General features: G+C 68.4%; 14 protein-coding genes. 9 read left to right on the top strand and 5 right to left on the bottom strand.

Annotated features, from left to right (window positions below):
* Positions 1-74 precede the first annotated feature (74 nt).
* Positions 75-3,620, bottom strand: a complete 3,546-nt coding sequence (dnaE, locus tag NN2_RS11385; protein WP_063012931.1) for a DNA polymerase III subunit alpha — start codon at positions 3,618-3,620, stop codon at positions 75-77.
* Between the two features lie 537 nt (positions 3,621-4,157).
* Between dnaE and NN2_RS11390 the strand changes: the two genes are divergently transcribed.
* Entirely contained in the window at positions 4,158-5,411 is a 1,254-nt protein-coding gene (locus tag NN2_RS11390) for a T6SS phospholipase effector Tle1-like catalytic domain-containing protein (protein WP_082856913.1), read from the top strand.
* A gap of 538 nt (positions 5,412-5,949) precedes the next feature.
* A complete protein-coding gene (locus tag NN2_RS36205) occupies positions 5,950-6,471 on the top strand; it encodes a transglycosylase SLT domain-containing protein (protein ID WP_081879377.1) in 522 nt (173 codons plus the stop codon).
* An 18-nt stretch (positions 6,472-6,489) separates the two neighbouring features.
* Here NN2_RS36205 and treY read toward each other — a convergent pair whose 3' ends face one another.
* The 3 genes from treY to NN2_RS36210 all read right to left on the bottom strand — a co-directional run bounded on the left by treY (position 6,490) and on the right by NN2_RS36210 (position 12,283).
* The gene (gene treY / locus NN2_RS11400) at positions 6,490-8,916 is read right to left on the bottom strand and encodes a malto-oligosyltrehalose synthase (RefSeq protein WP_063012932.1); all 2,427 of its coding nucleotides are present in this window, start codon (positions 8,914-8,916) and stop codon (positions 6,490-6,492) included.
* Positions 8,913-11,069 carry a glycogen debranching protein GlgX gene (glgX, locus tag NN2_RS11405; protein ID WP_063012936.1) on the bottom strand — a complete coding sequence of 719 codons (2,157 nt, stop codon included), beginning with the start codon at positions 11,067-11,069 and terminating at the stop codon, positions 8,913-8,915. Before glgX ends, treY begins: the two co-directional genes overlap by 4 nt.
* A 128-nt stretch (positions 11,070-11,197) precedes the next feature.
* The gene (locus tag NN2_RS36210) at positions 11,198-12,283 is read right to left on the bottom strand and encodes a bifunctional helix-turn-helix transcriptional regulator/GNAT family N-acetyltransferase (RefSeq protein ID WP_245658659.1); all 1,086 of its coding nucleotides are present in this window, start codon (positions 12,281-12,283) and stop codon (positions 11,198-11,200) included.
* 120 nt (positions 12,284-12,403) lie between these two features.
* Here NN2_RS36210 and NN2_RS11415 point away from each other — a divergent pair, with 120 nt between their 5' ends.
* The 7 genes from NN2_RS11415 (at position 12,404) to NN2_RS11445 (ending at position 19,640) form a co-directional block, all read left to right on the top strand.
* Positions 12,404-13,675 (top strand): adenosylmethionine--8-amino-7-oxononanoate transaminase, encoded by a 1,272-nt coding sequence (locus NN2_RS11415; RefSeq protein WP_063012938.1) that lies wholly within the window; start codon positions 12,404-12,406, stop codon positions 13,673-13,675.
* A 148-nt stretch (positions 13,676-13,823) separates the two neighbouring features.
* On the top strand, positions 13,824-14,669 hold the full coding sequence (locus NN2_RS11420) for a class I SAM-dependent methyltransferase (RefSeq protein ID WP_218022020.1): 846 nt from the start codon (positions 13,824-13,826) through the stop codon (positions 14,667-14,669).
* Positions 14,670-14,743: 74 nt separating this feature from the next.
* Positions 14,744-16,096, top strand: a complete 1,353-nt coding sequence (locus NN2_RS11425; RefSeq protein WP_063012940.1) for an FAD-dependent monooxygenase — start codon at positions 14,744-14,746, stop codon at positions 16,094-16,096.
* Positions 16,097-16,163: 67 nt separating this feature from the next.
* A complete protein-coding gene (locus tag NN2_RS11430; RefSeq protein WP_063012942.1) occupies positions 16,164-17,312 on the top strand; it encodes an 8-amino-7-oxononanoate synthase in 1,149 nt (382 codons plus the stop codon).
* A 31-nt stretch (positions 17,313-17,343) separates the two neighbouring features.
* Entirely contained in the window at positions 17,344-18,024 is a 681-nt protein-coding gene (gene bioD, locus NN2_RS11435) for a dethiobiotin synthase (protein ID WP_063012944.1), read from the top strand.
* Between the two features lie 58 nt (positions 18,025-18,082).
* A complete protein-coding gene (locus tag NN2_RS11440; protein WP_063012946.1) occupies positions 18,083-18,421 on the top strand; it encodes an MmcQ/YjbR family DNA-binding protein in 339 nt (112 codons plus the stop codon).
* 73 nt (positions 18,422-18,494) lie between these two features.
* Positions 18,495-19,640 (top strand): alpha/beta fold hydrolase, encoded by a 1,146-nt coding sequence (locus NN2_RS11445; protein ID WP_063012947.1) that lies wholly within the window; start codon positions 18,495-18,497, stop codon positions 19,638-19,640.
* Between the two features lie 9 nt (positions 19,641-19,649).
* Here NN2_RS11445 and NN2_RS11450 read toward each other — a convergent pair whose 3' ends face one another.
* Positions 19,650-20,672: an ABC transporter substrate-binding protein gene (locus NN2_RS11450; RefSeq protein ID WP_063012977.1), complete on the bottom strand. Its 1,023-nt coding sequence runs from the start codon at positions 20,670-20,672 to the stop codon at positions 19,650-19,652.
* Between the last annotated feature and the right edge of the window lie 137 nt (positions 20,673-20,809).

Genomic DNA, 20,809 nt, shown 5'->3' on the forward strand with positions numbered 1-20,809 from the left:
CGGTAGTCGAATCCGCGTGCGCCCAGCCCCTCGTACGGACCATCGAGGAGTCCGGCGTGGCGCCCCGGTGTGCCTCAGCTCGCCAGGCAGCCCGGGCCGAGCAGCGCTTTCAGATCACCCATCAGTGCCGAGGACGGGGAGACCCGCAGGTTGTCGGCGACCTTGAGCATCGTGGTCTTCTCGCGTGATCCGACGTGGCGGATGTGCACATCGGCGGTGCCGGGGTGGCTGGACAGGACCCGCTTGAGCGCGCTCACCTTGTCGGGAGTGCACAGCCGGGTCGGGATCGTCACCGCCAGAGGCTTCTCCATACCGATCGACGACAGATCCGGCACCACCAGATCGTTGGCGATCAGCGAGATCCGGTCGTCGCGCACCGAGACGCGCGCCTTCACGAGCACGACGGCGTCCTCGGCGATGTCCATCCCGTACACCGAATAGGCCTGCGGGAAGAACAGCACCTCGATACCACCGGTGAGGTCCTCCAATTGTGCCGAGGCCCAGGGCATTCCGTTCTTGTTGACGCGCCGGGTCACCGAGGCGAGGATGCCGCCGATGGTCACCTGGGCGCCATCTTTGACATCGCCCTGCAGAATGGCCGGAATCGGCGTGTCCGCCTGTGCGGCGAGCACATGTTCGACCCCGTTGAGCGGATGGCCGGACACATAGAGCCCCAGCATCTCTCGTTCGAGGGCCAGCTTGTGCTTGGCCTCCCACTCCTCGTCGGGCACCTTGACGTTGAAGACCGAGGAGATCGAATCGTCGGCGTCGTCGAGCCCGCCGAACAGGTCGAACTGCCCGATCGCCTCGGCCTTCTTGGTGGCCATCACCGCGTCGATGGCATCGGAATGCACGAGCAGCAGGCCCTTGCGCGGATGTCCGAGGGAGTCGAAAGCGCCTGCCTTGATGAGGGATTCGGTGACCTTCTTGGTGCAGGCGATGGTGTCGATCTTGTTCAGGTAGTCCGAGAAGTCGGTGAACTTCGACTTCTCGGTGCGTGCGGCGATGATCGAAGAGACCACGTTGGTGCCGACGTTGCGCACCGCGCCCAGGCCGAAGCGGATATCGGTGCCGACCGGCGCGAAGTTCTGTTCGGACTCGTTGACATCGGGCGGCAGCACCGTGATGCCGAGGCGGCGGCAGTCCGACAGGTAGACCGCGGCCTTGTCCTTGTCGTCGCCGACGCTGGTGAGCAGTGCGGCCATGTATTCGGCCGGATAGTTGGCCTTGAAGTAGGCGGTCCAGTAGGAGACCAGGCCGTAGGCGGCGGCATGCGATTTGTTGAACGCGTAACCGGCGAACGGGAGGATGGTGTCCCACAGCGCCTTGATCGCGGCCTTGGAGTAGCCGTTCTCCAACATGCCCGCCTCGAAGCCCTCGAACTCCGCGGCCAGCACCTCGGCCTTCTTCTTACCCATCGCGCGGCGCAGGATATCGGCTCGTCCGAGCGAGTAGCCGGCCACTTTCTGGGCCACGTGCATGATCTGCTCTTGATAGACGATCAGACCGTAGGTTTCGCCGAGGATGTCCTTGAGCGGCTCCTCGAGCTCCGGGTGGATCGGCTTGACCTCTTGGCGCCCGTTCTTGCGGTCGGCGTAGTCGTTGTGCGCGTTCATGCCCATCGGGCCGGGGCGATACAGCGCGCCGACGGCCACGATGTCCTCGAAGGCGGTGGGCTGCATGCGTCGCAGCAGATCGCGCATGGGCCCACCGTCGAGCTGGAACACACCCAGCGTGTCACCGCGGGCGAGCAGTTCGAACGTTTTCGGATCGTCCAGCGGCAACGCGTCGAGGTCGACGTCGACGCCGCGGTTGGCCTTGGCGTTGTCGATCGCGTCACCGAGCACGGTGAGGTTGCGCAGGCCGAGGAAGTCCATCTTCAGCAGGCCGATGGCCTCACACGACGGATAGTCCCAGCCGGTGATGATGGCGCCGTCCTGGGCTCGCTTCCACACCGGGATCGCGTCGGTCAGCGGCTCCGAGGACATGATCACCGCGCAGGCGTGCACGCCGGCGTTGCGGATCAGGCCTTCCAGCCCCTTCGCCGTGTCGTAGATCTTGGCGATATCGGGATTGGATTCGATGAGGGTGCGGACCTCGGCGGCCTCTTTGTACCGCTCGTGCTCGGGGTCGGTGATACCCGACACCGAGATGTCCTTGGCCATGATCGGCGGCGGCAGCGCCTTGGTGATCTGATCGGCGATCGCGAAGCCGGGCTGGCCGAACAGGACGCGGGCCGAATCCTTCAGCGCCGCCTTGGTTTTGATGGTGCCGAAGGTGATGACCTGGGCGACTCGGTCGGTGCCCCACTTCTCGGTGGCGTAGCGGACCATCTCACCGCGGCGGCGATCGTCGAAGTCGATATCGATATCGGGCATCGAGACGCGCTCGGGATTGAGGAATCGCTCGAACAGCAGACCGTGCGGCAGCGGGTCGATATTGGTGATCTTCAGTGCGTAGGCGACCAGCGAACCGGCGGCCGAACCGCGGCCCGGCCCGACCCGGATCCCGACCTCGCGGGCGTGGTTGATCAGGTCGCCGACGACGAGGAAGTAGGCCGGGAAGCCCATCTTCAGGATCACGTCGATCTCGTACTCGGCCTGATCGAGGTACTTCTGCGGGACACCGTCGGGGAAGCGGTACTCCAGGCCGCGCGCGACCTCCTTGCGCAGCCACGAGGCCTCGGTCTCACCCTCGGGCACCGGGAATTTCGGCATCCGGTCGCGGTGGGTCCACACATCCTCGTAGGACTGCACGCGCTCGCCGATCAGCACGGTGTTGTCGCACGCTCCGGGGACCTCGCCGTCCCAGATCTCGCGCATCTCCGCGGCCGACTTCAGGTAGTAGCCGCTGCCGTCGAATTTGAAGCGGGTCGGGTCCGACAGCGTCTTACCGGTCTGAATGCACAGCAGCGCTTCGTGATTCGTGGAGTCGAATTCGTGCACGTAGTGGCAGTCGTTGGTGGCCAGCGGCGGAATGCCCAGCTTCTTGCCGATGTCGATCAGGCCTTCGCGCACCCGGCGCTCGATGGACAACCCGTGGTCCATCAGCTCGAGGAAGAAGTTGTCCTTGCCGAAGATCTCCTGCCACTTGGCCGCGGCCTCCAGCGCCTCGCGCTCGTGCCCCAGTCGCAGCCGGGTCTGCACCTCGCCCGACGGGCAGCCGGTGGTGGCGATGATCCCCTCGGCGTACTGGGCGATGATCTCGGCGTCCATGCGCGCCCACTTGCCGAGCTGGCCCTCGATCGAGGCCAGACTCGACAGCTTGAACAGGTTCCGCAGACCGGTCGCGGTCTCGGCGACCATCGTCATATGGGTGTAGGCGCCGGAGCCGGAGACGTCGTCGCTCTTCTGGCTCGGGTCACCCCACTGCACGCGCTTGGTGTTGAACCGGGACTCGGGCGCGATGTAGGCCTCGATGCCGATGATCGGCTTGATGCCCTGCTTCTTGGCCGAGTTGTAGAACTCCGAGGCGCCGTACATATTGCCGTGGTCGGTCATCCCGACCGCGGTCATCCCGAGCCGCTCCGCCTCCTTGAACAGGGGCGTGATCTTGGCGGCGCCATCGAGCATCGAGTACTCGGTGTGATTGTGCAGATGTACGAATCCCGAGTCGGCCACGCGAGGAATCCTAGTCGACCGGACCGACAGCCGACGCCAGGGAACTACATGCGTGCAATTCGGAGCTCGGCGTGTCGGGCGAGTCTCCCGGAATCGCCGGGAATGCCCCGCATCGCCGTGGCGAACCTCACCGCCGCGACCGCGGCGGGCGGGCGATTGCCGGAACGGATTCGAGTGGCACCGGTAACGCCGCGCGGGCCCGGCGGCGATAACCCGGCTGCGAGAGACGAACGGTCCGGAAGGGCAGATCGGTGCGTCACGGCGGTCGGCGGTCATCGTGCCGCTCCCCGTCTCGCCGATGACGGTCGACCGAGACGAGGGCGGTCGGCCGTCATCATTTCTTCGTCGCCGTCGTTCTCTTCGCCGTCGAACGCCGTCCCAGGTAGCTGCCGGCGGATCGCGGACGGGCGGGCTCCCACTACTCGCATCTCTGCCCTCCGATGCCGGCGAGCATTAACGTAATCACGCGCCCGGCGGGATAATTCGAGTAGTTCGCTACTCGCGAGCGGCACGGTACGGGGCGGGAGGATTGCCGGTATGAAGCGTTTGGTTGTGTGCTGTGACGGCACGTGGGGATCGGAGAGCAATCCGACGGTCTCCAATGTTGTGAAGATCGCCGAGTCGGTGCGGTCGAGCGCCGTCACCGACGCGGGCGACCATGTGGGACAACGGGTTTTCTATGTCGACGGCCCCGGCTCCCGCGGCTATCTGGCCGACAAACTGCTCGGCGGCGCGTTCGGGCTCGGCCTCGACGCCAACCTGTCCACGATGTACTGGCAGCTGGCACTGAACTGGGAACCGGGAGACGAGATCTACGTCTTCGGCTTCAGTCGCGGCGCCTATACCGCCCGCAGTCTCGTCGGGATGATCAACCGGCTCGGACTGCTCACCGCCGACGCGATGGTCGAGCGCGCCTATCCCGAGGCGTTGAAGATCTACCGTCAGCGCAAAGTGGATCCCGACGGTCCGGATCGGCCGGAGTGGATCGAATTCCGTGAGCGCAACTGCGTCTATCCGGTGCCGATCACCTTCCTCGGCGTCTTCGACACCGTCGGCGCGCTCGGGGTGCCGCTGCTGACGTCGTGGCGCTACCGCTTCCACGACGTGCGGCTGTCGCGAAATGTGCGGTACGCGCGGCAGGCACTCGCGATCGACGAACGCCGCCGGATGTACGCACCGTGCCTGTGGGAGATCACCGACGACCCCGAGGGCGGCCCGAGCGGAGCCGACCGGGTGCAGCAGATCTGGTTCGAGGGTGTGCACACCGATATCGGCGGTGGCTACGCCGACAGCCGGCTCTCCGACATCACGCTGCGGTGGATGGTGGAGCAGGCGCGGACCGCCGGATTGAGCTTCGACGACGAGCGCATCGAACAACTCCTGAACCGCCCGGCCGCCGTGCCCCCCGTGCCCTCGGTCGCGGCGGCGGAGCCGGCGGTCACGGTGCCGGATTCGCCTCCGCGGGCGCACGATTCACTCACCGTCTTCTACCGCGTCCTCAATCGCGTGGGCTGGGCGCTGCATCCGCGCAACCCCCGCTTCTACGCGGATTCCTGGCGCCGTCTGTCCGCTCCGGGTGATCGACGTGTCTACCTCGCAGACTGTGCCGCGCCGTGCCCGACCTACCGCCCACCGAACGTCGTCCGCTGGGCCGAGGAACTGGACGGACCGTTGCCCACCCTGCCGGTCGGTGTGAGCGACGACAGCGTCGACGATCACCCGGCAGGCGAACCTGTCGCGGGCGGACAGCACCCGGCGGGTAGCGGCTCGGTGGCCGGCACCGCCGCCTGATCGCCGCCGCCCGATCGCCGCCGCCCATCACGGCCTTCGCCAGGTGCGTTTGCCGGCGGTGCGGAGCTACGGCACTGCTGATGCGCCGGAAATGACCGGTTTCGGCAACCGCCGGGATGGCCGACGGTGAATCGGCAGCGCCTCGCTCGCCGTGCGGCGCTGCCGGTTGCCGGGCTGTGCCCGCCGGCTGAACCTGTCCCCGGGCGCGCCCGCTGCGCGCCCGGGTTCGCTTGTGTCTCAGCGCCTTAGGCGGGCGCGGCGACCCGAGTTCCGCATGCGCCGAGGGCGCGTGACCTGATCGAGATAAACCTGGTGTGTGATCGGTCGCACACATCACTGCAGGTCCAGCCGATTTTTCTCAGCGTAATAACATCTGTTGTTCACTCGACGTTATGTTTACGTTAACTTGCCGCAATCATTCTGTGACTCGCCAAGAAGCAGACAAACGGTCTGTTTTCACCGCGGCGAGCGGGCTTTTGTTCTGTAGATCGTCGCGTTGGTCCCACCACCGTTCGACGCATCCGGAGTTCATATCGCCATGCAGATCAGAAGACTGTTACCCCTCGCCGTCCTCGCCGCCGTCGTCACCGTGCCCGTCGCGGCCCACGCCGATGCCCCCGCTGTGCCGCCGCAACTGCAGCAGTTGGTGCAGGGATTGCCGCAGACGCAGCAGGACCAGGCTCAGCAATTCCTGCAGACCCTGCCGCAGCCGCTGCAGCAGGTGGTCCCGCAGACCTATTCCGACAACCTCGACGGCTGGATCAAGCACGCGCTCTTCGTGATGGGCCAGCACGGCATTCCGGGCAGCTACGACGGCATCTACCGCAATGCCATGCGCGAGTCGGGCGGCAACCCGCGTGCCATCAACCTCTACGACTCCAACGCCGCGGCCGGCATCCCCTCCAAGGGCCTGATGCAGGTCATCGATCCCACCTTCGCCGCCTATCACGTGGACGGCACCTCGGGCGACATCTACGACCCGGTCGCCAACATCGCGGCCGCCTGCAACTACGCCGCGCACCGCTACGGCTCGATCGACCACGTGTTCTCGGCGTACTGATCCGGGCTCGATCCGGCCTCAGCGCACGAGTAGCGCCACCGGCAGGCGGGCGAACAGCTTCTCCAGCCGGGTGCGGCCGGTGAAGGTGTGGCCGGTGAGGCGGTCGGTCCAGGTGCCCGAGGGCAGGTCGAGGACGGTATCGGCCCACCCGCCCTCGGTCAGGGCCACGCTGTAGCGGGTCGCGGCCACGATCACCTGCGGCGCCTCACCGCTGCGGCCGCGTGCGTATCCCACCAGGTGCTCGCTGCGGTCGCCGCTGCCGAACAGCGGTGTGTAGGAGCCGCCGACGAAGCAGTCGGGCCGCTCCCGCCGCAACCACAGGGCGTAGGCGACGATCCACATCTTCGCCGCGCCGGAGTTCTCCAATTCCGGTGTGCCCGTGAGCGATTGCAACATCGCCAGGCGATGGCCGAAATCGACCGGCCGCCGGTTGTCCGGGTCGACCAGCGAGTCCTCCCACAGCTCGCAGCCCTGATACACATCGGGGATGCCGGGACCGCACAGCTGAAGCAGCTTCTGCCCCAGCGAATCCGACCACGCGTGCGGTGCGAGGCGGGTCGCCAGCTCACCGAGTTCGGCACCGACCGGCCCGTCGATCACGGTGTCGAGCCAGCGATGCACCTCCGCCTCGAAGTCGACGTCGGGTTCCTCCCACGAGGACCGCAGACCGGCCTCGCGCACCGCCTTCTCGGCGAACAGGTGCAGGCGTTCGCGAAACCGCGGCACCGTGGCGGGGCGCCGCCCGTCGACCGGCCACACGCCGAACATGTTCTGCAGCAGGAAGTTCGCGGTCGGCCCGTCCGGCGCGGGCGCGAGTTCCAGCCAGGCGCCCACCGCCTTGGCCCAGCTGTCGGCCACCTGCGACAGCACCGTGATGCGGGCGCGCACATCTTCGCCACGCTTGGTGTCGTGCGTCGACAGTGTCGTCATGGTGGCCGGGCGGCGCACCGCGCGTTCGGCATTGGCGAGATGGAATTCCAGCACCGAACGGCCGAACCGGCCCGGGTCGCCGCCCATCTCCTGCAGTGACACCAGACGCGACGCCTGATAGAACATGGTGTCGTCGACCGCCTTGGCCGCGACCGCGCCGCCGACCTGATGCATCCGCCGCGCCGCTTCTCCGCCGGCGGCCAGGGCCCGCACCAGGACCGACAGCGGGGCCGTCAGCTCCCGGTTGCGCTGCTGCACCTCGGCCACCACGGTGCCGAGCACCCCGGACAGGGGTGCGTAGTCGGTGCGGTACACCGGCATATGGGACAGCACCTCGATGGTGGCGTTGGTCAGCGCCATATCGCTGATCGCGGCGGAATCGAATCCGTTCACCGCCGCGTCGCGCTTCACCGCGCCGACCAGTCGCCGGACCTCGGGCACGAGCAGGCGCTCGGCCACCGCGCGTTTGATGCGGTGTTCGGTATCGGCCATCCAGGCGGCATCGCTGCCGTGTCCCGACATCCGCCGCGACAACTCGGTGAGCGCGTTCTCCCCGGCCGGATCGACGAAGATGCCGCCGACCTCCGCGAGCGCTTCGTATCCGGTGGTGCCGTCGACGGGCAGGGTGGCGTCGAGCGGTTCGTGGCGGCCGAGCACCTTCTCCACCAGCAGCAGCCGCTGCGGGCCGATCAGCCGGCGCAGTTTCGCCAGATAGGCGGCCGGATACGCCAATCCGTCGGGATGGTCGACGCGCACCCCGTCGATGAGATCGTGTTCGCACCAGGCGGCCAGTTCGCGATGGGTCAGGTCGAAGACCGCCGGCTCCTCCTGCCGGATCGCCGCCAGCTCCGAGACCGCCAGGAATCGCCGATAGCTGCAGATCCCGGCCTTCCAGCTGACGAGGCGATAGTGCTGGCGGTCGTGGATGCGCAGCGCGTTCTCCCCGTCGGTGCCGGGCGCGATCGGGAAACGCAGATCACGCAGGGCCAGGACCGGTTCGGGGCCCGAGCGGTCGACGGTCAGCGCGGCCGGATCGTTCTCGCTGTGCAGTACGGGCAGCGCCAGCCGCCCGCCCGCGCCGTTACCCGGGCTCCAGTCGATGTCGAAGAAATGCGCGAATTTCGAATTCTTGCCGTTGCGCAGCACATCCCACCACCACGGATTGCGCCGCGGATCGCCGACGCCGACGTGATTGGGCACCAGATCGACGATCAGGCCCATACCGCGGCCGCGGACCTCGTCGGCGAGCGCCTTCAGCCCGCCCGGCCCGCCCAGTGCCGCCGACACGGTGGTCGGATCGGTGACGTCGTAGCCGTGCGCGGAGCCCGGCATCGCGGTCATCACCGGGGACAGGTACAGATGCGAAATACCCAGCTGCTGCAGATATTCGGCGATCGCGCGGGCATCGGCGAAGGTCAGGGCGTCCGGGCGCAGCTGTAGCCGGTACGTGCTGCGCACGGGGGTCCGGCGGGCGATCGGGCCGGTGCGGTGTTCAGGGGAAGGGGTGTCTGTCATCTCGATATCGGTGTGGATTCGGTACGGCGGAGAACGAGCAGGCAGCGAGCGGGTACGGCGACCGTAGCCGCTGCGGGGTAGGTGGCATCTGTGCGCCCGGTGGGTGTCGAGCAGTCCAGCGCCACCGTCCAGTGCGCGCCGAATTCCGGTCCGGGTACGGCGAATTCGAGGGGTGCGTCGTGGGCATTGAAACACAGCAGGAAGGAATCATCGCGCACTCGTTCCCCGCGCGGGCCCGGTTCGGCGATCGCCTCGCCGTTGAGGAACACCGCCAGGGAGCGGGCGAAGCCGGTATTCCAGTCGGCGGTGGTCATCTCCGTGCCGCCGGGGGTGAACCACGCGATATCGCCGGCGCTGGGGAGTTCGTCGGGTGCGGCGTCGGGGAGTTCGCCGGGGCGTCCGTCGAAGAAGCGCCGGCGCCGGAACACCGGATGGGCGTGGCGCAGCGCGAAGGCGGTGCGGGTGAACGTCAGCAGGTCGGCGTATTTCTGCGCGGCGCCCCAATCCATCCAGGACAGTGGCGAATCCTGGCAGTAGGCATTGTTGTTGCCCTGCTGGGTGCGCCCGATCTCGTCGCCGTGCAGCAGCATGGGTGTGCCTTGCGACAGCGCCAGCGTGGCGATCATGTTGCGGCTCTGGCGATCTCGCAGCGCACAGACCTCCGGATCGTCGGTGGGACCCTCGATACCGCAGTTCCAGGACCGGTTGTAGTCTTCGCCGTCGCGATTGTCCTCGCCGTTGGCGTGATTGTGTTTGTCGTTGTAGGACACCAGATCTCGCAGTGTGAACCCGTCGTGGGCGGTCACGAAATTGATGCTCGCGCCGGGGCGGCGGCCGGTGGCCTCGTACAGATCGGAACTGCCAGTGAACCGGGAGGCGAATTCGCCCAGGGTCGCCGGTCGGCCGCGCCAGTAGTCGCGCACGGTATCGCGGTACTTGCCGTTCCACTCGGTCCACAGCCCCGGAAAGTTCCCGACCTGGTAGCCGCCCTCGCCGACATCCCACGGTTCGGCGATCAGTTTGACCTGGCTGACCACCGGGTCCTGCTGCACCAGATCGAAGAAGGTGGAAAGCCGGTCCACATCGTGTAATTCGCGCGCCAGCGTGGCCGCCAGATCGAAGCGGAAGCCGTCGACGTGCATCTCGAGAATCCAGTACCGCAGCGAATCCATGATCAGCTGCAGGGTGTGCGGATGGCGCACATTGAGGCTGTTGCCGGTGCCGGTGTAGTCCATGTAGTGCGCCGGATCGTCCTCGGCCAGACGGTAATACGCCGCGTTGTCGATCCCGCGCAGGCCGATCGTCGGTCCCAGGTGATTCCCCTCGCCGGTGTGGTTGTAGACCACGTCGAGGATCACCTCGATGCCCGCGCTGTGCAGCGCCCGGACCATCGCCTTGAATTCGGTGACCGCGGCCCCGGCCCGCGGGTCGGCGGCGTATTCGTGGTGTGGTGCCAGATAGCCGAAACTGTTGTACCCCCAGTAGTTTCGCAGTCCGCGGTCGAGCAGGATCCGGTCGTGCAGGAACTGGTGGACCGGCATCAGTTCGATCGCGGTGACGCCCAGCGACAGCAGATGGTCGATGATCGCCGGATGCGCGATGCCCGCGTAGGTGCCGCGCAGTCGCTGCGGAATCGCCGGATGCGTCATCGTCATACCCTTGACGTGGGCTTCGTAGATGACGGTTTCGTGATAGGGCCGCCGCGGTGCGCGGTCACCGGCCCAGTCGAAGTACGGGTTCACCACCACGCCGGTCATGGTGTGTCCCAGCGTATCCGCGCCGTAGGTGTGCAGGGTGGCGTCGGCGGCGAATCGGCCCGCGAAGGCCTTGCCGTAGGGATCGAGCAGTAGTTTGCTGCTGTCGCAACGCAGACCGCGGGCGGGATAGTAGGGGCCGTGCACGCGGAACCCGTAGCGCTGCCCGGGGGCGACGGTGGGTAGATAGGCGTGCCAGACGTATCCGTCGACCTCGTCGAGCGGGATGCGGTGCTCACCGCCCGCACGATCGATCAGGCACAGCTCGACCCGCTCGGCAACTTCGGAGAACACCGAGAAGTTGGTGCCGGCGCCGTCGTAGGTCGCGCCCAGCGGATAGGCGGCACCCGGCCAGACGCCGAGAGGCGTCATCTCACCGGATGTATCGGGCCGAACCATATATCGACAGTAACCGTCGCGCCGGAGCCGCCGGTGCGGGTGGGCCGGGTCGAGCCGGGCCGGTAATCCGGTGGCTATCGATGGCCCGGTCGCGGCCGACGGTCCGCGCGGGTCGCGCGGCACCGTGGTTACCGCAGGCTGCGCCGCCAGGTCTGCCCGACCAGGTCGGCGCCGAAACTGTGGTGTGGCCGGGAATCGACGAGCTCGAATCCGGCGCGCTGGTAGATCCGCCGCGCCGCGGTGAGCACATCGTTGGTCCACAGCACCATGTCCCGATATCCGGCCTCGGTCGCGAATCGCAGGCACTGCTCGACCAGTGCGGTGCCGACGCCGAGCCCACGCGCCGACGGTTCCACGAGCAGCAGCCGCAGCCGGGCGGTGGTGTCGTCCTCGCGCACGCAGAACACCGCACCGGCCGCCGCGCCGCCGGTCTCGGCGATCCACGCCCGCTCGCTTTCCGGATCGTGCCCGGCCAGGAAGTCGGCCACGATCTTCGCGACCAGCGCCTCGTAGTCGGTGTCCCAGCCGTATTCGGCGGCGTAGAGCACCGCATTGCGCTGGATGATCCAGCCGTAGTCGCCGGGACGGGGAGGTCGGAGGCGGACCTCGCGCGCGCCGCTTGCGCCTCGTGAGCCGGCGCGGCCTGCCGCTGGGATGTTCGGGCTGCTCGCCGTTGCCGTGTTCGCGCGGCCCGCCGCTGGTGAATCTGCGCGACTCGCCGCTGGTGAACTTGCGCGGCTCGCCGCTGGTGAACTTGCGCGGCTCGCCGCGGTGGCCGGGTCGAGCAGTTGTTCGATCGTGCGCATCGCGGTGCGCAGGCGACGCCGGTCCGCGGCGCTGTGCCCGGCCAGCAGCGCGGCGATGTCGTGCGCGGAGCGGCGGTCGAGATCGTCGGCCGCGGCCCGCCCGGCGTCGGTGAGCTGGACGAGTTGCAGGCGAGCGTCGGAGCCGGAGCGGTGCCGGCGCACCAGCCCGGCACTCTCGAAGCGGGCGAGGATCCGGCTCAGATAGCCGGGGTCCAGGCCCAGGTCGGTACGCAGTGTGCGGACGCCCAGCGGTCCGGAGTGCGCGAGTTCGAACAGGATTCGCGCCTCGGTGAGCGAGAAGTCGCTGTCGAGCAGATGTTCCTCGAGGACGCCGATCAACCGGGTGTAGCGGCGGTTGAACGCGCGCACGGCGCCGACGTCGTCGTGATCGAGCGCGGGGATCGTCACGACCCTCCCTTCGCAGTTCTTTGACCGAGTCAAAGATATCGCGCGGCGGCCCCGCGCACACCCGATTCGCCGCGGTGATAACTTGAACGGCGTTCAAGACCATTTCGTGAAGGGATCCGCGTGGCCCTGACAGCCGACCAGATCACCGCCCTCGACGCCGCGCACGTCTGGCATCCCTACGGCGGCTTCCCGGCGAGCACCGAACCGCTGGTGGTCGCCTCGGCCGCGGGCACCCGCCTGACCCTGGCCGACGGCCGCGAACTGGTCGACGGGATGAGTTCGTGGTGGGCGGCGGTGCACGGCTATCGGCACCCCGTGCTGGATGCCGCGCTGCTCGAGCAGTCGCAGCGGATGAGTCACGTCATGTTCGGCGGGCTCACCCACGAACCGGCCGTGCGGCTGTCCCAACTGCTGGTGGAGCTGACTCCCGACGGTCTGGACAAGGTGTTCCTCTGCGATTCCGGTTCGGTCTCGGTCGAGGTCGCGGCCAAGATGTGCCTGCAGTACTGGCGGGCGCTCGGACAGCCGGAGAAACGGCGGCTGTTCACCTGGCGCGGTGGGTATCACGGCGACACCTTCATCCCGATGAGCGTGTGCGATCCCGAGGGTGGCATGCATTCGCTGTGGACCGATGTGCTGACCGAGCAGATCTTCGCGCCCGTACCGCCGGTCGACTTCGATCCCGGCTACGTCGCGGAGCTCGACCGGATGCTGGCCGCGCATGCGCACGAGACCGCGGCGGTGATCGTCGAACCGGTCGTGCAGGGCGCGGGCGGAATGCGTTTCCATCATCCGCGCTACCTGAACGAGCTGCGCCGCCTGTGCGACGAGCACGGCGTGCTGCTGGTCTTCGACGAGATCGCCACCGGATTCGGCCGCACCGGAACGTTTTTCGCCGCCGAGGCCGCCGGGGTGGCGCCCGATGTGATGTGCGTGGGCAAGGCCCTCACCGGCGGATATATGACCCTGGCCGCCGCCTTGTGCACCACCCGCATCGCCGAGACCGTCAGCGCGGCCCACGGCGGGCTCATGCACGGGCCCACGTTCATGGGCAATCCGCTGGCCTGCGCGGTCGCGGTCGCCTCGGTGGAACTGCTGCTCTCGCGGGATTGGGCGGGCGAGGTCGCCGCGATCGAAGCGGGTCTGAAAACGGGACTTGCTGCGGCACAGGATAATCCGCGCGTGGTGGACGTGCGCGTGCTCGGCGCGATCGGGGTGGTGGAGCTCGACCACGCGATCGATATGGTCGCCGCGACCCGCGCCGCCGTCGAGGCCGGCGTGTGGCTGCGGCCGTTCCGCAATCTGGTCTACACCATGCCGCCGTTCATCAGCAGTGCCGACGATATCGCCCGCATCGCCGCCGGTGTGGTCGCCACCGCCGCGGCCGGTTGAGCCGAATTCCATTCCGGCGCGCGGTTCGTCGTATATCGGAAATTTATTTTCGTGTGATATGGTGACAGCGGGCACGAAAATTCCTGTCTATCATCGGCATTCGCGCGGTGATATCCACCGGCTCCTTCGGACGGTGAAAGGGAATTCGATGATCGGCACCGAACCCAGTCGCACGGCGATGATGGCGGCCGCGGCCCGTGCGGCCCACCTGCTGATCGACATCGAGCCCTATCTGTTCCGCGACACCATGGCATCCGCCCTGCTCGGCCCGCATGCGGAGGAGCTCATCGGCTACCACCTGCAGCACGGCGACCATCCGCTGCTCGCCGCGGTCCGGGCGCAGGCGACGGTGCGCAGCCACTGGGTCGAACAGCGCCTCGCAGAATCGGCTGCGGCGCAATATGTCGTTCTCGGGGCGGGACTCGACAGTTTCGGATATCGCGATGCGGCCGAAGGGATCCGGGTATTCGAGGTCGATCATCCCGGCACCCAGCGGTGGAAAAGGGAAATTCTCGCCATCGGCGATATCCGCCCGGTCGGGGAGGTGGTTTTCGTACCCGTCGATTTCGAACGCGACGATCTGCCGCGGCATTTGGCCGATGCCGGATTCGACCCTGCACGTCCCGCGCTCATCAGCTGGCTCGGCGTCAGCATGTATCTCACCGCCGAGGCGATCGGCACCACGCTGGCCGGCCTCTCCGGTCTGGCCCCGGGCACGGAACTGGTGATGGAGTACATGCTCGATCCGGCACTGCGCGACGGCAACGGACACGCCTACGCCGAATCCGTCCAGCCCGTCACCAGTGCCCAGGGCGAACCGTGGCTGAGCACCTTCACTCCGGAAACCCTCGACGACGTCCTGCATCGGTACGGATTCACCACCGTCGAGCACATCAGTCACCGCGCGGCGGTACCGGCAGGCTGGTGGAGGCGCGCCGATGCGCTGCAACCGGTGGATCTGTGCCGGCTGGCATATGCACGCGTCGGCGGGTGACCCCGCCGTGGCCTGCGGCGGTAGGCGCGGTGTGTTTGGCTGGACTCCGACGCCTAGGAGCCGAGGAGTGGGGAATGCGGGCACTGCGAGTGATCGTCGTCGGCGGGGGAATCGGCGGAATGGCCGCCGCGATCGCGCTGCATCGGGGCGGGCACGACGTCGAGGTCTGGGAGCGGGCCGCCGATATCGGCGAGGCGGGGTCGGGATTGACACTGTGGCCCAACGGATTACGTGCCCTGGACGCGATCGGAGTGGGGGCGCGGGTGCGCTCGCGCGCGATGGCCGACACCGAGGGCGGAATCCGTGACCGCTCCGGCCGCTGGCTGACCCGCACCGACACCGGGAAAATGGCCGAGCGGTACGGCTCGGTGGTGGCCGTGCATCGCGCGGACCTGTTCGATATTCTGCGCACCGCACTCGGCGACGACCGGCTGCGCCTGGGACGCACCGTCACCGGCGTCGACACCGAAGGTAGTTGGGAGACAACGGCATCGGGAAACGGCGGCCCGGCGCCGGCAACGGGTGTGCCCGGGCACAACGCCGCGGAAGGCGAGACTCCGGAGGCGCGTGACACCACCGGAGATGTCCGGGCGTCCGATGGGGGACAGGGGCCGGATACCGCCGCGAACGCGCGGAAGCCGGTGCGGGATGTGCCCGCGGAGCGCGCGGCGAGCGAACATGGCGGGCGGGGAGCGCGGGTTCTGTATGCCGGGGGAGCGGAGACGGCGGATCTGGTGATCGGGGCCGACGGCCTGCGCAGTGTCGTGCGGGCCGCGGTCTGTCCGCACGCCCACCCGCCCCGCTATGCCGGATACACCGCCTGGCGGATGGTCACCGCGCCGCGGCCCGAACTTCGCCAGGGCGGCCAGATATGGGGCAGCGGTGAGATTTTCGGCATCGTCCCGCTGTCCGACCACCGGGTGTACATGTTCGGCGCGGTGAACGCCGCCGAAGGTGAGCGCGGGGCAGACGGCGAATTCGCGGAAGTGCACAGGCGTTTCGGTGAGTGGCCGGATCCGGTGCCACGGCTGCTGGCGGCGGTGTCGCCGGAATCGGTGATGCGTCACGACATCTACGAGCTTCCCGATCTGCCGACATTCGTGCGCGGTCCCGTCGCGCTGCTCGGCGACGCCGCGCACGCGATGACGCCGAATATGGGACAGGGCGCCAATCTCGCGCTCGAGGATGCCGCCACCCTGGCCGCGCTGCTCGACGATCGCGGGGTCGAGGACGCACTGCGCGGCTACGACTCGCTGCGCCGCCCGCGTACCCGCGCGCTCGCTCATCGCTCGCGGCGGATCGGGACGGTCGCGCAATGGTCGTGGCCGCCCGCCGTCCGGGCTCGCGACACCGCGCTGCGGCTGATGCCCGGCTGGGCCATGCTGCGTGCCTTCGATCGGGCCCTCGACTGGAACCCGCCGCGCTGACCTGTACGGGTTCGATCGAGGCCCCGCCGCAATCGTCCTGAACGGCGTTCAAGTATGCTTCCGAGCTGTGAACGAGGATCCGTTGAGCTGGTTGGACGAGCGTGCGGGTGACCGGGTGCGCGCCGGATTGCGGCGGCAGCTGCGGGCGCGACCGGCGCACAGCGATCTCATCGACCTCGCCTCCAACGACTACCTGGGCCTGTCGCGGCACCCCGAGGTGATCGCGGGCGCGGTCGAGGCGGTCCGGACCTGGGGCGCCGGTGCGACCGGATCGCGGCTGGTCACCGGCACCACGGTCGCGCACGAGGAATTCGAGGCCGACCTGGCCGACTTCGTGGGGGCGCAGGCGGGCCTGGTCTTCGCCTCCGGCTATGCCGCCAACCTCGGCATCGTCACCGCCTTGGCCGGGCGCGGCGCGCTGGTGGTCTCCGATGCCGGTAGCCACGCCTCGCTGGTCGATGCCTGCCGACTCTCGCGGGCGCGGGTGGAGATCGCGCCGCATCGCGATGTCGAGGCGGTCGACCGGTTGCTGTCGCAGCGCACGGAGGACCGCGCGCTGGTGCTCACCGACTCGGTGTTCAGCGCCGACGGCGACCTCGCGCCGCTGGCCGATCTGCATCGGGTGGTCCGCGCGAACGGTGCGGTGCTGATCGTCGACGAGGCGCACGGCATCGGCGTGCGCGGCGACGGTGGCCGCGGCCTGGTGCAGGAACTCGGCCTGGCCGGGCAACCGGATCTGATCGTCACAGCCACCTTGTCGAAAGCCCTTGCCGCGCAGGGCGGAATCGTGTTGTGCGACGAGCGGGTACGCGCCCACCTCATCGATACCGCGCGCACGTTCATCTTCGACACCGGATTGGCGCCCGCCGCGGTGGGCGCCGCACATGCGGCCCTGCGGCTGCTGCGCAAGGAACCGGAGCTGGGCGGGCGAGTGCTCACCCGGGCCGCCGATATCGCGCGCATCGCCGGTGTGCCGCAACCGGATTCGGCGGTCGTCTCGGTGGTGCTGGGACAGGCGCAGGTCGCCTACGACGCCGCGCAGCAGTGCCGGGAGCGCGGTCTGAGCGTGGGCTGCTTCCGGCCGCCGTCGGTGCCGGAAGGCACCTCGCGGCTGCGGCTGACCGCGCGTGCCGACCTCACCGATGCCGAGATGGAGACCATCGCCACGGTGCTGGACGAGGTGCTGACCGCGGCGCGGGATCCGCAGGCCGCCTGAGTGATGCGAGGAACGACAGGAGCGAGGCGCTATGAGCAGGTTGATCGTCACGGGAACCTCGACCGACGTCGGGAAGACCGTCGTCACGGCCGCGCTGGCCGCGGCGGCGCGGTCGGCCGGGCGCACGGTCGCGGTCTGCAAACCCGCACAGACCGGCGTGGCTCCGGACGAACCGGGCGACCTCGCGGTGATCGAGCGGCTGTCGGGCGTGACCCGCACGCTCGAACTGGCCCGCTATCCCGAACCGCTGGCCCCCGACACGGCCGCCCGCCGCTGCGGGCAACCGTTGCTCACTCTCGGTGAGACGGTGGCCGGAATCGACTCGCTGGCCGATGCCGACCTCACGCTGATCGAGGGCGCGGGCGGACTGCTGGTTCGCGTCGGGGAGTTCACGCTGCTCGAACTGGCGCAGAAACTGGACGCACCGGTACTGGTGGTGGCGGCCGCGGGCTTGGGGACCCTCAACCACAGCGAACTCACCACCCGAGCCCTCGCCGCCGCCGGTGTGCGCTGCGCGGGACTGGTCATCGGATCCTGGCCGAGCGCACCGGATCTCGCCTCCGAATGCAACCGCACCGACCTGCCCGAGGTCACCGGTGTCGGGGTCGTCGGGGTGATTCCCGAGGGCGCCGGACAGTGGCTGCCCGAGCGATTCGCCGATACCGCCTCCGGCTGGTTCCATGCGGACTGGATGCGGCGATACCTCGGCTGAGCCGGCCGAGGCGGCGACGCCCCGGTTCGTGTCGGTGGGGCCTGGCAGGATGCGGGGTATGAGCGCAACCGGGGAGGATGCCCGCGACTATGCCCTGTCGCTGCCGGAGACGTCGGAGCAATTCGCTTGGGGGATGCCGACTTTCCGGGTCGCGGGCAAGCTGTTTCTGACGCTGCCCGAGGCAGAGACCTCGATGGCGGTGCGCTGCCCGATCGTCGATCGCGACGAACTGGTCGTGGCCGAGCCCGGGAAATTTTGGATCGCCGCGCACGAGGCCGGTAACGCGTGGGTGCGCGCCCGGCTGGCCGCCCTGGACGACCGGGCCGAACTCGAGGCGATCATCCTCGATTCGTGGCGCCAGGCCGCACCTCGCCACCTCCTCGACGACCAGTGGTAATCGATATCGGGTATCACCGCGGCGCGGCGCGGAGGGGATGCGCCGGTCGCGAACGCCCTTACAGTGGGTGGGGATGTCCATGCGAGATCGGCACCCTTCCACGGTCGCGGATTACGACGATGCGCGACGGCGGGCCCGGCTGGCCGAAACCCGTGTGGGGCACCGCTGGCGGACGCTGGGGCGGACGCGGCGCGTGCTGCTGCGGGCGGCACTGGTCCCGATCGTCGTTCTGGTCGTGTTCGCGCAGTACTGGCATTACGACGTTTCCCCCGAGCAGGCACGGCTGGCGCGCACCGATCCCGCGGTGCTGCCCATCTCCGGCCCAGCCGCGGCGAGCGACCGCGACACCGCGGTGTTCGACCTCGTCGGCCTGGGTTCGCTCGATGCCTCCGATACCGCGCGCGCGTTGCCCTCACTGCGGCAACTGGGTTCGGTGTGGGCGGTGCGATACGACAACACCGGTATCGACACCAAGGTCATCAGCGATCTGATCATCCGCGTCACCGAGGCCGCCCGCATCCACAAGGTGGTGCTGGTCGGCCACAGCATGGGCGGGGTGATCGCCCTCGAGATCGCCAAACACATCCACACCCACAGCACGCGCACCCTGTCGGGGGTGATCCTGGACTGCACGCCGGTCGACCTGGCCGCGGTGCGGCCGGAAAGCCGCGACCAGGGCGAGGATCTGCTGCGCTGGTTCGGCTGGTTCCCGGGCACGCGGGAGAGCCGGGGGCTGCGACTGCTGGCGGAAACCTATTCCCGGCATGACCAATTCGTCGACTACGGCTCCAGTCCGCCCGGCATCCGGACCGCGTCGCTGCGCCGTACCGTCACCGATGTGCTGCGGCAGAAGATCTTCAACACCGACGCCGCCAGCAACGGCCTCATCGAAGATCAGTTCAAGGCCATCGTCGCCAGCGGCGCGATCGACGACCTGCGCGCGCTGGCGAAACCGGCGGCCGGCAAACCCCGCCCGGCCGTCGTGTTCATCCGACCGCACAATCCGTACCGGGATTCCGTCGTGGACGACGTATACACCCATCGCGCACTGATCGACACCGTCGGCGGTGTCGACGGCACACTCCTGGTGGTGCTGACCCGCAGCACGGGCCACGCCGATCCGCGCCAGCATCCCCGCGAATACAACACGGTGATCGCGCAGCAGGTCGTGCCGTTCATCGGGCTGGTTCACTCCGAGCAGTCCATGGGCATGCCGTGAACCGGCGGTTCAGCGCACGGCGTCGTCGAAGGCCGGGCGAATTCCCGAGGGCGGCACCATGTTCCACCGCTCGAGGTGGGCCCGCACCTGCTCGGCGGCATCGATGTTGAGTGGGCTCGACGTCCACAGCACATAGGGCAGATCGAGAAACCGCTGGTGCGTGACGGCGCGCAGCCGGTTGATTCCGGGTTTGGCGCGCAGCGCTTCCACCTTCTGGGCGAAGTTCTGCCCCGGATAGTCGACGAAGACGATGGCGTCCGGGTCGGCGGCGGCCAGGCGTTCCCACGACACCGTAGTCCACGTGTCGGCCACATCGTCGAGTGCGTTGCGGGCACCCGCGGCCTCGAGTACGGCCTGGGGTCCGCCGAATCTGCCGCTGGAGAAGATGGTGTCGCTCGCGCTGTCGAAGACGAACACGGTCGGGGGTGTCGCGGCTCGCGGTGCCGCGCGCAATCGCTCGAGGCGGGTATCGATGTCGGCGACGAGTGCGGTGGCCCGATCGGGACGGCCGGTGATCGCACCCAGATTCGACAGATCCGCGCGCAGCGCCGCCCACGGCTCGACGGTGCCGCGCTGCCGCTGACCGGCGTGCGGGCGGCAACTCTCGGTGAGGATGTAGGGCGCGATGCCGTGGGCGCGCAGCGTATCCGGGGTGAGGTCGGTGGCCTCGCTGTAGCCGTAGTTCCAGCCGGCCACCATCACATCGGGGCGGTGGGCGAGCACCGTCTCCCGCGACGGCGAGGTCGGCGCGACATTGTTCAGGCGATCGACCACGTCACCGTAGTGGCGCCGCAGGGTCGCGACGTCCTGTTGCAGACCGGCCACGGCGGCCACCGAATCCTGTGCGCCCAAGGCCAGCGTCATCGCGACCATATTGGTGTCGTTGACGAACATGCGCTGTGCCGGAGCCGGAAAGCGTGCCTGTTCACCGCAATTGGTCAGGGTCAGGTTGCCGTCCGAAGGCTGCGCGGGGCCGCACGCCACCAAGCACGCGACGGTCGACCCGACGGCGAGCCAACGCAGAAGTTGCATATCGTCCACCTTCAACGGTTTTCGGGACTACAGCTGCCGGGTTCGCGGCGCCGGCGAGGTTCGTGCACGGTGGACGGCCGGCATATGCGCCGCCGTTTCCGGGCAGCGGTGAGCCGGGTGGTGCCGGAATCACGATG

The organism is Nocardia nova NBRC 15556, from assembly GCF_001613005.1.
Classification (GTDB): domain Bacteria; phylum Actinomycetota; class Actinomycetes; order Mycobacteriales; family Mycobacteriaceae; genus Nocardia; species Nocardia nova.